The sequence below is a fragment of the Alishewanella longhuensis genome, assembly GCF_014653435.1.
Lineage (GTDB): Bacteria > Pseudomonadota > Gammaproteobacteria > Enterobacterales > Alteromonadaceae > Alishewanella > Alishewanella longhuensis.
This window is the reverse complement of record NZ_BNAO01000005.1, coordinates 76,533-91,912: the sequence shown is the minus strand read 5'-3', so window position 1 is coordinate 91,912 and position 15,380 is coordinate 76,533. Positions and strand designations below refer to the sequence as shown.

Genomic DNA, 15,380 nt, shown 5'->3' with positions numbered 1-15,380 from the left:
GTTGTTTAGCAGCGAAGAGGTCAGCTGTATTGGCTTTGTCCTAATGGTTACGGCTATCGCTTGGTCGGAATTAAACCTGTTTAGCGCAACATATTAAAGCAAAAAACTGTAACAAAAAGTTGGCTCTTTTGCGCACTTACTGAGCTGTAAATAAAGGTAGTGGCGTTACTGCAGCAAGTGGATAGCCGTGTTGTTGCCGTTGCTGCTGTAAGGCATCAAGCCGCAGTTGTAACTTGGGGTGGCTGTCAAACCAGCTTGGTAGCTTACTACTCTCTTGCTGCAGCATCGACTGAAAAAACACCTCAGCGCCGCCGGTGTGGCCATAGTAACACTGTAAGAGGCTTAAAGCCGTAGCATCGGCAGCGAATTCCCGTTGTTGTGAATGCTGCGCCATACCAAGTTCCGTGGCCGGCAGAAACACTTGCCCAGCGTTGCTGCTGCCAGTTAGGGTACTGGTCAGTACCGCCAACACCAGGGCCCGGCCAAAACCACGTAAATGATCCCGATGCTGTAAATGGGCTAGCTCATGTGCCAGCACAAAGGCTAAGGCATTTTCACTGTCGAGCTTTTCCAGTAAGCCCTGATACAGCAGCATAGTACCGCCGGGCATTACGCCGGCATTGGCGATGGCTTTATCAATAAAATGGACATTAACCGGATAGGGTACGGTACTGCATTTTTGCAAGTCTTGGGTAAGTTGCTGTAAATAGGCTTGTTGTGGGCTGGGTTCAGGCTTGCTTGCAAAGTTTGCAAACCACTGCTGCTCTAGTTCAGGCGACAGCTGATTAATGGCTTTATCAATAGCCAAGCCAAGTAACCAATACAACAAAAATAGCAGCGCCAGCAAGGCGCTACCGATAAGCAATAGATCCTGCAAAGGCCGTTGCCGGCCAATGTTCGGGTTGGTTTTGGGTAACCTGGGTTGATAGGCCATATTTTACATTCGCTATATTGATCTGTGACCGTATTAGTTGGCAGCGCTGGTCAGGGCGCTCAGTTGTTGCACTTCATCAACGGCTTTGCCATAGATTGCGGTACCGTAGGCCAGTAATTCTACTGAGCCAATACCATTACCGGCCGCATTATGAATGCTTGAGGTTTCAACTCGAATATTAATAATTTGTACTGCACCGGTGCATTGCTCTTTCATCCGCAGTAGCGCTTCGCGTCGGGCTCGGTCTAACAAGGTTTCGTAACTGGCTACCGGACCACCAACAATACTGCGTAACATCGCCAGCAAGCGTTTAAAGTAATCGATGGAGATCACCACACTGCCACAGACTAGCTCTGCTTTGTCTATCTGCTGCATAGGAATAAGCAGCTCGCGGTTATTGCTGTTTGGCAGGCTTACCCACTGCTGCTCGCGCGCCGCGATACTGTGAAAATGGCGTTGCTCGGCCCAGCGGCCAAAAACATAACCCAAGAGCAGTAACGTTAAAAAGCCAATAAAAGGGATCATGCGTTATTCCACCCTAACTGCAGTACCATAAACATAAATTTCGGCGGCACCAGCCGCTACCGAAGAGGTAGAGAAACGGACATTAACAATGGCATTAGCGCCCATTTCGGTGGCTTGCGCTTTCATACGGTTGATGGCCTCATCGCGAGATTCATTTAATAATTCGGTATAGCCACGTAGCTCACCACCAAACACATTTTTAATGCCGGCCATAATATCGCGTCCAACATGCTTAGCGCGCACCGTGCTGCCAGAGACAACGCCAAAGCAGTCAATAATATTTTTGCCAGGGACGGTTTCGGTATTGGTAATAAACATTTGAAATCCTTTACTGTTTAATAAACGACATGGTTATGAAAGAGACACTTTCAATTAAAAGCATTCCTGTGATAAATAGCTTAGGTTGAAAATAGCCCAAGAAGCTTAACTATCATAAGCAGAGTGACGTTGCAGACACAATCATAAATTTAATCAAAATTGTAACCAAGCGTATGGCGCTAGGCGTTTCGGCGGCCAGCTGGCAGCTGCTCGGCCAAAAAATCCACCAGCCGCCGTACCTTGGCGGATAAATGGCGGTTTTGCGGATAGAGTGCCCAAATGCCCTCATCCGGTTGGCGAAAGGTATCCAATACCGAGTGCAGCGAGCTATTCGCCAGATAATCGGCAACATAATAGTCTGGCAGTTGCACTAAGCCGAGGCCTTGTAGGGCGGCATCGCGCAGGGCGACACCGCTATTACAGATTAAGCGGCCTTGCGGCCGGTAACTGATTAGCTTGCCATCTAGCATCAAGCGCCAAAACCCCACAGTGCCGGTCAGGCATTGCAGCCTGGTGAGATCACTAAGCTGGGAGGGCGTACCATGCTGGCGCAAATACTGGGGGGAGGCCACGATATACTGGGTACGATGAGTTAATTTACGGGCAATAAGGCTGGAGTCTTCTAAGGTGCCCAGCCGAATGGCTAAATCATAGCCGCCTTGCACTAAATCGAGCTTATCGTTAGTAAGATGAACCTCTAGCTCGGTGTCGGGGTACTGCAACAAAAATTGATGCAGCAGTGGCGCTATATGGGTTTCACCATAATAAACCGGTGCCGTAAGTTTAATTAAACCGCGCGGGGTAGCTGATAAATTGGCCAGGGTGCGATTGGCCTCCTCTAAACTGCTGACTAAATGCCGGCAGTGCTGTAAATATAAATCCCCCTCTTCAGTCAGGCTAACGCTACGGGTACTGCGATACAAAAGCTTAATGGCCAGGGTGGCTTCCAGCTCAGCAATATTGCGGCTCACCTGTGCGACCGACATCGCCAGCTGCTTGGCGGCTTTGGTAAAGCTCTGTTGTTCAGCGACGGCCACAAATTCGCTAATGCCGGTCCATTGTTTCATATTTAGCCCTTTGCGGAGAAATCCATTACTGCTTGCTCAGTGTAATGTCAACGCCCCAGTATTATTGCAATAATGAAAAACTGATTTGTATTTTAGCCTTATTCATACTGATATGGAAAAGATAAAAAGCAGGTTACACTTAGGGCATAACAATGCAGGCTATTACGCTAACAAGGATAACAACATGCAAATGATCAAAACCCGCGCCGCCGTGGCTTGGGGCCCAGGCCAGCCCTTATCGATTGAAGAAGTGGATTTAATGCCACCACAAAAAGGCGAAGTGTTAGTAAAAATTATCGCCACCGGTGTGTGCCATACGGATGCCTTTACCCTGTCGGGTGAAGATCCGGAAGGCATTTTCCCGGCTATTTTAGGCCACGAAGGCGGTGGTATTGTGGAAGCGGTGGGTGAGGGCGTAACGTCAGTTGCCGTGGGCGATCATGTGATTCCACTGTATACCCCAGAGTGTGGTAAATGTAAGTTTTGTTTATCGGGCAAGACCAATCTGTGTCAGGCGATTCGTGCAACCCAGGGTAAAGGCTTAATGCCCGATGGCACCACCCGTTTCTCGAAAGACGGAAAGCCAATTTATCACTATATGGGTACTTCAACCTTCTCTGAATACACCGTATTACCTGAGATTTCGCTGGCAAAAATTAATAAAGAAGCGCCACTGGAGAAAGTCTGTTTGCTGGGCTGTGGCGTGACTACCGGCATGGGCGCGGTGATGAATACTGCCAAAGTGAAAGAGGGCGATACGGTGGCCGTCTTTGGTTTAGGCGGTATTGGTTTATCGGCTATTATTGGCGCGGTGATGGCCAAAGCCAGCCGGATTATTGCTATTGATATCAATGAATCAAAATTTGATATTGCCAAAAAGCTCGGTGCCACTGATGTGATTAATCCGAAAAACTTCGATAAACCCATTCAGGAGGTGATTGTAGAGATGACCGATGGCGGGGTAGATTTCTCCTTTGAGTGTATTGGTAATGTGAATGTGATGCGCTCTGCTTTGGAATGCTGTCATAAAGGTTGGGGCGAGTCGGTTATTATTGGTGTTGCAGGTGCGGGCCAAGAAATTTCCACGCGGCCATTTCAGTTAGTGACAGGGCGAGTATGGCGCGGCACGGCTTTTGGTGGCGTAAAAGGCCGCAGCGAGTTGCCTGACTATGTAGAACGCTATTTAAACGGTGAATTCGAGCTGGATACTTTTATTACCCATACCATGCCGTTAGAGGATATTAATAAAGCCTTTGATTTAATGCATGAGGGTAAGTCTATTCGCACGGTAATTCACTTTTAAACACGCTTAGCCTTAGCATGCACTGGGCATGCAGTGATTGGAGCCAGAGCGGAGCGTTAGCTTCGTTTTGGCTTGTTATTGCAACAGCGGCAGTTTCGCTGCAGGCTGGGTGCTCAGGGTTTTTACATAGGAACAGATATGACAACGTCAGCGTCAGCGTTAACCAAGGTAAGCGAGCAGCTGTGCTTTGGTGGGAAACAAATTCGGTTTAGCCATCATTCTGCGGTGCTTAACTGCCAGATGCAATTTTCGGTGTTTTTACCGCCGCAGGCAGAAGCGGGCAAAGTGCCTGCCTTATATTGGTTATCGGGCTTAACCTGCACCGATGAAAACTTTTCCAGCAAAGCAGGCGCGCAGCGCGTGGCCGCCGAGCTTGGCTTGGCGTTAATTATGCCTGATACCAGCCCGCGCGGTGAGGGCGTACCAGATGATGCCAATGGCGCTTATGACTTTGGCTTAGGTGCCGGTTTTTATGTCAATGCCACCGAGCCGCCGTTTGCTGAGCATTATCAGATGTACGATTATATCGCCGCTGAATTGCCAGCCCTGTTAGAGGCTGAATTACCCGTCAGCGATAAAAGAGCCATTAGCGGCCACTCGATGGGCGGCCATGGCGCTTTAGTCATTGGTTTACGCAGCCCCGAGCGTTATCGCAGTATTTCGGCATTCTCACCGATTTGTAACCCAATCAATTGTGCTTGGGGCATTAAAGCATTAACAGGCTATTTAGGCGAAGATAAAGCACATTGGCAGCAGTATGATGCCTCAGTGCTTTTATCGGCAAAGGGCAGTGCGCTGCCTATTTTAGTGGATCAGGGCCTTGCCGATAATTTTTACCCCGCGCAGCTACAAACTGAGGCATTAGTTAATGCCGCAAATAGCGCAGGTGTAGCCGCAGAGATCCGCCTACATGAGGGGTATGATCATAGCTATTATTTTATTGCCAGCTTTATTGAGCAGCATCTGCGTTTTCATGCCCAGCATCTAGCCCTGACTCACGGCTAAAATGTAAACTGGGGCAGCACAATCGCTGGCAAGGTTGTGCTGTCCCCATTTGAATTCAGCCTTAAATTCAGCTTTAACAGTGCGGTTTCTTGAGCTGCTGTCGAGTTGAGGCAAGTGCAAGCTGCAGTAATATAACCTACCTTTCAGTGCAACATACTGGCATAATTTGGCAAAACTACTGCAATTAATGATGGGAGAGCGCTATGAGCTATAACAACGAGAATGTGTTTGCCAAAATTCTGCGCGGCGAATTACCTTGTTTTAAAATTTATGAAGATGAGTATAGCTTAGCCTTTATGGATATTATGCCGCAGGCCGCCGGCCATGCTTTAGTGATCCCCAAATATCCCGCTGAGACCTTAGCGGAGCTACCGTTAGAGTATGCGACGCCTTTGTTAAGCACAGTACAAAAAGTCATGGCGGCACAAAAGCAGGTGTTAGGTGCAACCGGTGTGGTGCTAATGCAGCTAAATGGTACTGACGCTGGTCAAACGGTGCCTCATTTGCATTTTCATCTGATCCCCGCGCATTTACGTAATTTAAAAGCCCATGGTGCTGAGCAAGGCGATATGGCAGAAATTAAAGCGCAGGCTGAAGCGCTTGCTGCTGCGCTTGGCATTTTTTAGGACGTTGCATGAACCTTTGTCGACCCTTGTTAGCGCTAAGCCTTAGCACTGCGCTCTTTGCTTGCAGTTTACCCTACACTGAGCGCGCCTATACTGAACGCGCTGCGGTTGAACCTGTTGCCGCTAACAAATCCCAGCCCGCCGCTGGCTTGCAGTTTAAAATTATTCATATCAATGACACTCACTCGCAGTTTGATCCTTCGCCCGCCAAAGTCGTTGGCCGCGATGGTAATCCGCTGTATACCTTTATTGGTGGTCATCCACGTTTGTTAACCGAAGCGCGCCGCTTACGCGAAAACGCAACAGCTGCCGGTTTACCCAGTTTATTTTTGCATGGCGGGGATGCGTTTAAGGGCAGTGCCTATTTTGAATTGTTTGAACAAAAAATTAATATCGATATTTTAAACCGCATGCAGCTGGATGCGATGGCGCTGGGTAACCATGAGTTTGATATTGGTTTAGCCAAGCTGGCAGATTTTGCCAGTAACATTAATTTTCCGTTGTTAGCCGCCAATGTGGATAAAAGCGCCGAGCCGCAATTAGCCGAGGTGGCCAATTTAAAACCCTACCAAATTTTTGTACTGGACAATAACCGCTGGTTGCCAGAGCCGCAAGGGCAGGTGCAAAGCGCCGCGCAGGTAAAGGCTGCGCCGGTGCGTTTAGCCATTTTTGGTTTAGCGCTGGAAGATATGCGCGCCATGGTGCCCGACACTGGTGCTTTAGTGTTTGAAGCTGAGGTGGCAGCAGCACAGCGTACCGTGGATTATTTGCAGCAGCAGGGTATTAACCATATTGTGGCGCTTACGCATTTGGGCAATCAGCGTGATTTGCGTGTTGCGGCGGCGGTAAATGGCATTGATGTGATTGTCGGTGGCCACTCGCATAGCTTGCTGGGCGATTTCCGCCATTGGTATCTGGGGCTGCAAGGGCCTTATGCCCAGCAGGTAATAAACCCGAATGGCAACAGTTTTACCTGCGTGGTGCAAGCTGGGCAATTTGCGCAGGCGGTCGGGGCCTTAACGGTAAGTTTTGATAACCAGGGGCAAATTACCGATTGTCGTGGTGAAAATACCTTACTGGCTAGTCGCGAGCTTTATCGCAGCGCACTGCGCCAGGCCGACAGCCAAGTAAACGGCGATGCCTTGGCCCAAAAGCTGGCGTATCTGCAAAGCTTGCCAAATACCCGTATCACCGAAGAAGATGCGGCACTGCGACAGGTAATTAATGAGATCTACTTGCCTGCACTGCAACAGGCTTATGGCGCGCAAATAAGCAGCACAGAGCGCACCATTACGCATGTCCGTTTACCGGGCACGGGCGGCAGCGATCAGCATGGCTCGGAGCTAGCTGGCCATATCGCTGATGCGATGCACAGCTGGCTAAATTCGGCTCAGGTGCAGCCGTTATTAGCGGGGCCGGTCGATTTTAGCTTAATCGGTGCCGGTAATATTCGCAGTAGCATTGAAGCCGGCGCCATTTATGAAGGCCATATTCGGCTGGAAGTATTACCCTTTGATGCGCCATTAAGTGTACTGACGGTAACGGGCGCCGATGTGTTGGCATTGCTGGAAGAAACCATAGCGGCTACGTTGCCAGAAGGCGCCCATGCCGGTAAATTCCCGTATAGCAGCCATTTACGTTATACCGCCAGTGAGCGGCTGGATGGCAGTTTACAGTTATCTGAGGTGGCGGTTTTACGTGAGGGTAACTGGCAAGCGATAGTGCCTGAGCAGCAATATCGCTTAGCCACCACGAACTATCTGGCGAATGGCAATGATGGCTGGCATCGGCTACAACAGGTACAGCAACACAGCACTGATCGACAGGATATTATTTTGCTGAACGGTCAGCCAAAAGCCTTTGCCGTTAAGCGGGTGCTGGCTAACACCGATACCAAAGGGCAACAGGCCTTTGTGGTGGAGTATGCACAAGCGTCTTTACCTTGTGGCAATGAGGGGGTTGATTGTAAAACTGCAGCACAAGCAATGATTGATTACTTGCGCGCTACGCCAGCATTATGGCAGCAACTGCGGCCTGCTACTGTGACACTATGGCGTAACTAAAGGCTTAACCTCAACCCTTACCCGTTTTCGCGGGTAAGGGTAAGATGCCACTAAAAACGATAGATAATACCCAGCGATAAGCCACTATTGTCTTCGCCCGTTACTGCCGCCAACTGGGTACCGCGGCCCCCGCCAGAGACACGATAGGCGGCGTTGTCATCATTACTGGTGATACCATAAACCGCGTACAGAATTAAATCACGGCCAAAATTACGGTCAACACCTACAGCTAGCAAGGTTGCACCAGTATCCGCAGTATCGTTATCACTGGTTTGGTATACCTGGCCGCGCCAAGTGTAATTGCCTTGTTTATAGCTTGCACCCAAGCCATAAGTATTGCGATCGCCGCCAGGAATATCTTTAGCGCTCTGTAAAAGTGTTGTTAGCCGAAATTGCTCGGTAACATCATAAAAGGCCCCCAAGCGAATGGCTTGCGGATCTAAGCCATCAGTACCTTCAAAGCGTTCAATGGCCGCCGCTAGGTATAAGCCTTTGCGCTCATAGCTGATTGAGCTGCTGTAAGACTCCCTTACATTGTCTACCGTAGCACCGGTGTTGTTATGCGGGGTGTAATGAAACGCAAAACTGAGGTTGTTAACGGTTTTACTTTCGTATGAGATACCATTTTTAAAGCGCTCATCAAACACATTGCCAAGAGTACCAGCATTAACTCGGCTAACATTACGGATATCGCCCACTCTGTCACCAAACAGATCTACCTTACCGCGAATAATTTTCAGTGGCGTATCAAATTGCCCCAGTTTTATCGTACCAAAACTCCCACGTAAACCGACGTAAGAATCGCGATCGGCAAAGCTACCGGCACCTTCATCATAGCGAATAGTTTGTTCTAATTGCACAAAGGCTTCTAAGCCGCCTTCCAGTTCGGTTTTGGCTCTAAAGCCAAGGCGACTGGCATTACTGGATATATTGGTGCCGCTGTCAACGCCGTTGTCTAAATGATCGACAGATAAATGCGCTAAACCATAGATGGTGACATCAGCAGCATAAAGTGCATTGGCCGCAAGCAGCAAACTGGCCGTCAGCAGTGATTTACTGAAAGTTTTCATAGTGTTGTTTTCCTGAATAGTAATGAATTTTTTTTTGGGGGGGCAATGCTGCTGTGGTAAAGATACTTTAATATTCTTTTATGTGATTTATAAATAAATTTATATATGATTTTGGAATATGCAATTCCAAACTTTGCTGAACCAGTGATTAGCTCTTATATTCCATTTTGGAATAGGTAATCTTTAAATGTGATTACAAAGTTATCAATAGATTTGGTTATTATCTACAGCGCAACAACTGAAAAGCAGGAGAGCACAGTGAGCAACATACCCAAAGACGCGGTTGTGTTAGATGAGTTAATCCGCTTGCTCCGATCGTTAATCGGGCACGTCGAGTTCGGCTCAATTGAACTGATTTTTCATAACGGGAAATTAGTGCAGTTAGAGAAAAGTGAAAAAATTCGTTTCGATAAACCTTAAATAAACACCAGAATGCTGACCGGAACACCGGAAGCAAAACCTGAAAATGCGTTTTACTTCCAAGGAGTTCAGCATGAAACCATTAATTAACACAGCAAAAAAACTGGCCTTAGCCGCCATTATCGCCAGCGGCAGTTTTGCCGCTACTGCGACCACGTTATTAAATGTCTCTTACGATCCCACTCGTGAGTTTTATCGCGAATACAATCAGCTTTTTAATACGCATTGGCAAGCGCAAGACAATCCAGCGGCAACGGTGCGCCAATCGCACGGCGGCTCTGGTTCCCAAGCGCGTTCGGTAATTGATGGCCTGGATGCCGATGTGGTGACTCTGGCGCTGGCCTATGATGTCGATGCACTGCGCAAACGTGGTGAGTTAATACCTGAGAACTGGCAAAGCCGTTTGCCGCTTAATAGCTCGCCTTATACTTCCACCATCGTGCTGTTAGTACGTAAGGGTAACCCCAAAAATATTAAAGATTGGGATGATTTAGTACGTGACGATGTACAGGTGATAACGCCAAACCCGAAAACCTCTGGCGGGGCGCGTTGGAATTATTTAGCTGCCTGGGGTTATGCGCTGAAAAAATATGGCTCAGACGAAAAAGCCTACGAGTTTGTTGAAAAGATTTATAAAAATGTGCCAGTGCTTGATCCGGCGGCCCGCGGTGCGACCAATACCTTTGTACAGCGCCGCATTGGTGATGTGTTTATAGCCTGGGAAAATGAAGCCTTCTTAGCTGTTGAACAGTTAGGCCGTGGCGAATACGAAATCATTGTGCCAAGTACCAGCATTTTAGCCGAACCGCCGGTCACTGTGGTGGATAAGAACGTTGATCGTAAAGGCACGCGTAAAGCAGCAGAAGCTTATCTTAACTTTTTATACAGTGATGAAGCACAGCATTTAGCGGCGAAACATTATTACCGTCCGGCTAAACCCGAGATTGCCAAGCAATACCTAGAGAAGTTTCCGCAGGTGAATTTCTTCACTGTCGATGAGGTTTTTGCGGGTTGGGATAATGCGCAAGAGACGCACTTTAACGACGGCGGTCGCTTTGATGCCATCTTAGAAGCGATAGCGCGCGCGCGACGCTAACCAAGTTCCCCCGGCTTTTGGCCGGGGGTTTTGTCATTTGTTGTTGGAAATACGTTATGAGTCAAAGTGCTGCGCGTTCAGTGATACCCGGTTTTGGCATTACTTTAGGTTTTTCCGTTTTATATTTAAGTTTACTGTTCTTATTGCCCGTTGCCGGTTTGGTACTCTTTACCTTTAAAATGACCTGGCCAGAATTCTGGGCCGCAGTAAGCCATCCGCAGGTTGTTGCCTCTTATAAGTTGTCCTTTTTAGCGTCTTTTATTGGTGCCAGTATTAATGCGGTATTCGGTACTTTAACGGCCTGGGTGTTAGTGCGTTACACCTTTCCCGGTAAAAAGATTGTCGATGCGCTAGTCGATTTACCCTTTGCTTTACCTACGGCGGTGGCCGGCATTGCCTTGGTTACGCTGTATGCCAGTACCGGTTGGGTAGGGCATTATCTGGATCTGTTTGGTATTCGGGTAGCTTATAGTGAAATTGGCGTAGTCATTGCGCTCACCTACATTGGTTTACCTTTTGTGGTTCGCACAGTACAACCGGTACTGGCTGATTTTGAAAAAGAATTAGAAGAAGCCTCTGCTGCGCTTGGTGCCAGCCGGTTAACAACCGTCAGACGGGTTATTTTACCGGCTATTTTACCCGCGTTACTTACGGGCTATGCGCTGGCCTTTGCCCGTGCTGTTGGGGAGTATGGTTCGGTGATCTTTATCTCAGGCAATATGCCTTATAAAACAGAAATTACCCCGTTATTAATTGTCGCCAAGGCTGAACAATACGATTACAACGGCGCAGCGGCTATAGGCGTGGTGATGCTGGCGGCTGCCTTTATCTTGTTATTAATGATTAATGGCCTGCAGTGGTGGGCGAGTAGAAGGGGATAAGCATGTCAAGTCTTGCACAAACGCAACCCGCCTTGGCTGCAGCCAGCTTGCCAAAAGCAACGGCAGAGCCCGCTTGGGTAAAATGGACCTTGGTTACAGTGGCGTTAACCTTTCTAACGTTATTTTTGGTATTACCACTTTCCGTGGTGTTATACGGTGCTTTTGAGCTTGGGGTAAAAGTATGGTGGGATGCGATTACCGAGCCCGATGCGCTGGCAGCTATTCGCTTAACGCTCTTTGTACTAGTGATCGTGGTGCCGCTAAATGCCATCTTTGGTATCGCCATCGCCTGGGCTATTGCCAAATTTGAGTTTAAAGGCAAAACCCTTTTAATCTCCATTATTGATATGCCATTTGCTATTTCACCTGTGGTGGTTGGTTTAATCTTCGTTATTCTGTTTGGCTCGCAGGGTTGGCTTGGCCCCTGGCTGTCGGCGCATGATATTAAAATTGTGTTTGCGGTGCCGGGCATTATTATTGTGATTTTATTTGGTACTTTGCCTTTTGTGGCACGTGAGCTTATTCCACTGATGCAGCAACAAGGTAAAGAAGAAGAAGAGGCCTCGCTTACACTCGGTGCTAGTGGTTGGAAAACCTTCTGGTACGTAACCTTACCTAATATTAAATGGGGCCTGATTTACGGCGTGGTGCTATGTAATGCCCGTGCCATGGGCGAGTTTGGTGCTGTGGCGATTGTATCGGGCCGTATTCGTGGCGAAACCAATACCATGCCGCTGCATATCGAAGTGTTGTATAACGAATATATGTTTACTGCGGCCTTTGCCGTGTCATCCCTGCTAACCGGCTTAGCATTAGTAACCATAGTGATTAAAAGCTGGGTTGAATACAAAGACGAACGTCGTCATAAAACGGCCTAAGAGAGAATGTAATGAGTATTAGTATTGAACAGGTAAACAAACGCTTTGGTAATTTTGTGGCGCTGGATAACGTGAATTTAGCCATTAAAACCGGCGAGCTCACGGCGCTGCTAGGGCCTTCCGGTTCGGGTAAAACCACCTTGCTGCGCATTATTGCTGGGCTGGAGCAGGCCGATAGCGGTATTATTCGCTTTAATAATGAAGACATTACCGGCCAGCATGTGTCGGAGCGTGGCGTCGGCTTCGTGTTTCAGCATTATGCACTGTTTAAGCATATGACAGTATCTGAAAACGTGGCCTATGGCTTAACCGTTAAGCCAAAAAAATTCCGCCCCTCTAAAGCGGAGATTGCCAAAAAAGTGAATAATCTGCTCGAGTTAGTGCAACTGGGCTGGACGGCAGACCGTTACCCTTCGCAGCTCTCTGGCGGGCAGCGCCAACGGATTGCTTTAGCCCGCGCTTTGGCGGTAGAGCCAAAAATGCTGTTATTAGATGAGCCCTTTGGTGCGCTAGATGCCAAGGTGCGTGCTGAGCTACGCCGCTGGTTGCGCCGCCTGCATGACGAAATTCATGTTACCAGTGTTTTTGTTACCCATGATCAGGAAGAAGCGCTGGAAGTGGCTGACAGAATAGTGGTGATGAACAAAGGCCGTATTGAACAAGATGGCACCCCTGAGCAGGTGTATGACAACCCAGCAAATCCTTTTGTGTATGAGTTCTTAGGTAATGTAAACCTGTTTCATGCCAGGGTTAAACAAGGGCAAAGTAGCATTGGCGATTTACAAGTACCTTCCCCGGAATATACCAATAGCGAAGAGCAAGACGGTCTGGCGTATGTACGGCCACACGAAATTGATGTGTTTAATCTGCCGCAACCGGATGCGATTAAAGTGAAGCTGGATCTGGTGACCATTGTTGGCCCGGCGGTGCGCTTGGAAGTGTTGGCCGAGAGCGATCAGCAACTTATTCATATTGAGCAACCGAAAGAGCAGTTTAAACAGCTTAACTTAAAACAGGGCGATACCGCCTGGATTTTACCGCGTTATACCAAGGTGTTTTTGGGGGAGGGGATTTAATCGCGCTGGATGCTACCACACCAGTTATACAGTTTATAAAAAACGTTATTTTGCCCCGACACTGCGTCGGGGCTCTAATGATCATCGATTGATGAGCGGCAGATCCTGCGGCTCTGCCGGATAGATAACCAGTAAATTAACCGCGGGCAGCTGTTGCGCCAATTGGTTTTGTACCTCAGGTAAGTGGTTGTTCCAGGCTAGGCCATCTTTACGCACGCCATAGAGCACCAGTAAATCACCTGCTGCGGTGTGTTTTTGCAATAGCGCAGGTAATTGTAGCCAGTCCGCGGCGGTATGCCATTGGGTATCGGGCAGGGCTTTTAAGCGCAGCTTTAACCGCGTTTGCTGTTCTGGCTGACAATAGATCTGCAGCGTTAACCCTAGCTGCTGACAGAGTCTTTTAATTAATTGCAGTGCTTCGGCAGAGCCGGCTTCTAAATCGGCATTGGGTGGCAGTAACCAGCAGAGTCTTTTACCATGTTGCAGCGGTGCAACCTGGCGCTTTACCAGCAGTGTATAAGCAGGGTCAGCTAATAAGCGGCTTAGCATAGAACCAAATAACAGCTCGGAGGTACTGCTGTGTTCACTCCAGCCAACAATGACCTCGCTGGCCCTGAGTTCGCGGCGTGTGCGTAAAATACCATCGGTGATATTAAGATCTATCCTAAGCTTCGATGCGGCACTGATATTCGCCGTGGCTAAATAGCTTACCGCATTTGCCAGTAGCTGCTCCGCGTGTTGTAATTTTGCATCCTGGCTGTGTTGCTCTTCTACGATGGTCATGGCATAAACGGGTTGCACGCTGCCAGGCTTACGTAACCATTTCGCCAGCTGTAAAAAGGGCTCTGCGGGTTGCTCTGGTGACAGTGCTACCATAATGCGTTGTTCAGCCAGACTGTCTTCTGGCAGCTGCTGTTGGCTTAAGGCCATTTTCCGGCCGTAGCGGTCAACCAGCCAGGGCGCCAGAAAACAGGTAACCAAAATCATTAAAATCGCGCCATTTACCACGGCTTCGTCAAATAAGCCTATTTCATAACCCACCATAGTTGCCGCCAGCGTAGCTGCCGCTTGCGCCACGCTTAAGCCAAACACTACCCGCGCTTGCGGTTTGCTATACCCCAAAAATAGCCGGCATAGCTCAGCGGCGGCCCATTTGGTTAAGATAACTGTTGCTACCATGGCAAAGGCTATTACCCAAGCGCGGGCGCTGGCAAAGAAAATACCGACATCCAGAAGCATCCCAACCGATAACAAAAAAAACGGGATAAAAATCGCTTCGCCGGTAAATTGCAGCCGGTTCATCAGGGTGCTGTTGTGCGGAATAATGCGGTTAAGGGCTAACCCCGCTAAAAACGCCCCGATAATGGGCTCAGCGCCGGCCAGGTGTGAGAAGCTGGCGCAGATAAACACCGTCGCCAGCACAAACACAAACTCGGCAACACCATCACCGCCAACACTGCGAAAAAACCAGCGCGCCAGCTTGGGCAATAAGAATAAAATAGCCAGAATATAGAGGCTTAAGCTGATACCAAGCTGCAGCCAGTAGTGTTCACCGAGCTCGCCTTTGGCCATAGTGGCGATAACCGCCAACACTAATAAGGCTAGCGTATCGGTAATAATGGTGCCGCCGACCGCAGTGGTAACGGCAGGGTTGCGGCTAATACCTAAGCGGCTGGCAATAGGGTAAGCCAGCAACGTATGAGAGGCGAACATACTTGCCAGCAGTATTGCCGCCAGCCAGTCAAAACCGAGCAGCAAGGCGATGGCGGTGCCGGTCGCTTGTGGAATAATAAAGGTGAGTAAGCCAAACAGCAGCGTATGAGACTTAGAACGTTTTAACTGCTGCATATCAATTTCTAATGCAGCAATAAACATAATATACAGCAAGCCCACGGTGCCAAAGAGTACAAAAGACTGATCACGCGCTAAGACATTAAGGGCATTCGGGCCAAGCAGGGCGCCAGCAAATAATAACCCTAGCATGCCCGGCAGCCGATAGCGTGCTAACAGCAAGGGGCAAAGTAGGATCAGGCTGGCAACTAAGGCAAAGACGATAACAGGGTTAGTTATCGGCAACAGGTTTTCCATAGAGTAATCAGATATGTTAGCCTAAAAGAA

At 48.7% G+C, this 15,380-nt stretch carries 15 protein-coding genes; 9 read left to right on the top strand and 6 right to left on the bottom strand.

What is annotated here, in order from left to right:
- Positions 1 to 136: 136 nt before the first annotated feature.
- The 4 genes from IE163_RS11380 to IE163_RS11365 all read right to left on the bottom strand — a co-directional run bounded on the left by IE163_RS11380 (position 137) and on the right by IE163_RS11365 (position 2,844).
- Entirely contained in the window at positions 137 to 934 is a 798-nt protein-coding gene (locus IE163_RS11380; protein ID WP_189433099.1) for a M48 family metallopeptidase, read from the bottom strand.
- Between the two features lie 33 nt (positions 935 to 967).
- Positions 968 to 1,459 (bottom strand): YbjQ family protein, encoded by a 492-nt coding sequence (locus tag IE163_RS11375; RefSeq protein WP_189433098.1) that lies wholly within the window; start codon positions 1,457 to 1,459, stop codon positions 968 to 970.
- Between the two features lie 3 nt (positions 1,460 to 1,462).
- A complete protein-coding gene (locus tag IE163_RS11370; RefSeq protein WP_189433097.1) occupies positions 1,463 to 1,777 on the bottom strand; it encodes a YbjQ family protein in 315 nt (104 codons plus the stop codon).
- Between the two features lie 179 nt (positions 1,778 to 1,956).
- A complete protein-coding gene (locus IE163_RS11365; RefSeq protein ID WP_189433096.1) occupies positions 1,957 to 2,844 on the bottom strand; it encodes a LysR substrate-binding domain-containing protein in 888 nt (295 codons plus the stop codon).
- A 184-nt stretch (positions 2,845 to 3,028) separates the two neighbouring features.
- Between IE163_RS11365 and IE163_RS11360 the strand changes: the two genes are divergently transcribed.
- The 4 genes from IE163_RS11360 to IE163_RS11345 all read left to right on the top strand — a co-directional run bounded on the left by IE163_RS11360 (position 3,029) and on the right by IE163_RS11345 (position 7,841).
- Complete coding sequence (locus IE163_RS11360; RefSeq protein ID WP_189433095.1) at positions 3,029 to 4,147, top strand: S-(hydroxymethyl)glutathione dehydrogenase/class III alcohol dehydrogenase; 1,119 nt, start codon at positions 3,029 to 3,031, stop codon at positions 4,145 to 4,147.
- A 138-nt stretch (positions 4,148 to 4,285) separates the two neighbouring features.
- Complete coding sequence (gene fghA / locus IE163_RS11355) at positions 4,286 to 5,152, top strand: S-formylglutathione hydrolase (RefSeq protein ID WP_189433094.1); 867 nt, start codon at positions 4,286 to 4,288, stop codon at positions 5,150 to 5,152.
- Between the two features lie 203 nt (positions 5,153 to 5,355).
- Complete coding sequence (locus tag IE163_RS11350; RefSeq protein WP_189433093.1) at positions 5,356 to 5,778, top strand: HIT family protein; 423 nt, start codon at positions 5,356 to 5,358, stop codon at positions 5,776 to 5,778.
- An 8-nt stretch (positions 5,779 to 5,786) separates the two neighbouring features.
- A complete protein-coding gene (locus IE163_RS11345) occupies positions 5,787 to 7,841 on the top strand; it encodes a bifunctional metallophosphatase/5'-nucleotidase (protein ID WP_189433092.1) in 2,055 nt (684 codons plus the stop codon).
- Between the two features lie 50 nt (positions 7,842 to 7,891).
- Here IE163_RS11345 and IE163_RS11340 read toward each other — a convergent pair whose 3' ends face one another.
- On the bottom strand, positions 7,892 to 8,911 hold the full coding sequence (locus tag IE163_RS11340; protein WP_189433091.1) for a porin: 1,020 nt from the start codon (positions 8,909 to 8,911) through the stop codon (positions 7,892 to 7,894).
- Positions 8,912 to 9,169: 258 nt separating this feature from the next.
- On the opposite strand from IE163_RS11340, the gene IE163_RS11335 reads away from it, so the two are divergent.
- The 5 genes from IE163_RS11335 to IE163_RS11315 all read left to right on the top strand — a co-directional run bounded on the left by IE163_RS11335 (position 9,170) and on the right by IE163_RS11315 (position 13,262).
- Positions 9,170 to 9,331: a YezD family protein gene (locus IE163_RS11335; protein WP_189433090.1), complete on the top strand. Its 162-nt coding sequence runs from the start codon at positions 9,170 to 9,172 to the stop codon at positions 9,329 to 9,331.
- Between the two features lie 73 nt (positions 9,332 to 9,404).
- Entirely contained in the window at positions 9,405 to 10,427 is a 1,023-nt protein-coding gene (locus IE163_RS11330) for a sulfate ABC transporter substrate-binding protein (RefSeq protein ID WP_189433089.1), read from the top strand.
- A 56-nt stretch (positions 10,428 to 10,483) separates the two neighbouring features.
- Positions 10,484 to 11,308 carry a sulfate ABC transporter permease subunit CysT gene (cysT, locus tag IE163_RS11325; RefSeq protein ID WP_189433088.1) on the top strand — a complete coding sequence of 275 codons (825 nt, stop codon included), beginning with the start codon at positions 10,484 to 10,486 and terminating at the stop codon, positions 11,306 to 11,308.
- A 2-nt stretch (positions 11,309 to 11,310) separates the two neighbouring features.
- Positions 11,311 to 12,186 (top strand): sulfate ABC transporter permease subunit CysW, encoded by an 876-nt coding sequence (cysW, locus tag IE163_RS11320; protein WP_189433087.1) that lies wholly within the window; start codon positions 11,311 to 11,313, stop codon positions 12,184 to 12,186.
- An 11-nt stretch (positions 12,187 to 12,197) separates the two neighbouring features.
- Positions 12,198 to 13,262 (top strand): sulfate/molybdate ABC transporter ATP-binding protein, encoded by a 1,065-nt coding sequence (locus IE163_RS11315; protein ID WP_189433086.1) that lies wholly within the window; start codon positions 12,198 to 12,200, stop codon positions 13,260 to 13,262.
- A gap of 81 nt (positions 13,263 to 13,343) precedes the next feature.
- Here IE163_RS11315 and IE163_RS11310 read toward each other — a convergent pair whose 3' ends face one another.
- Positions 13,344 to 15,350: a cation:proton antiporter gene (locus IE163_RS11310; RefSeq protein ID WP_189433085.1), complete on the bottom strand. Its 2,007-nt coding sequence runs from the start codon at positions 15,348 to 15,350 to the stop codon at positions 13,344 to 13,346.
- Positions 15,351 to 15,380: the final 30 nt, after the last annotated feature.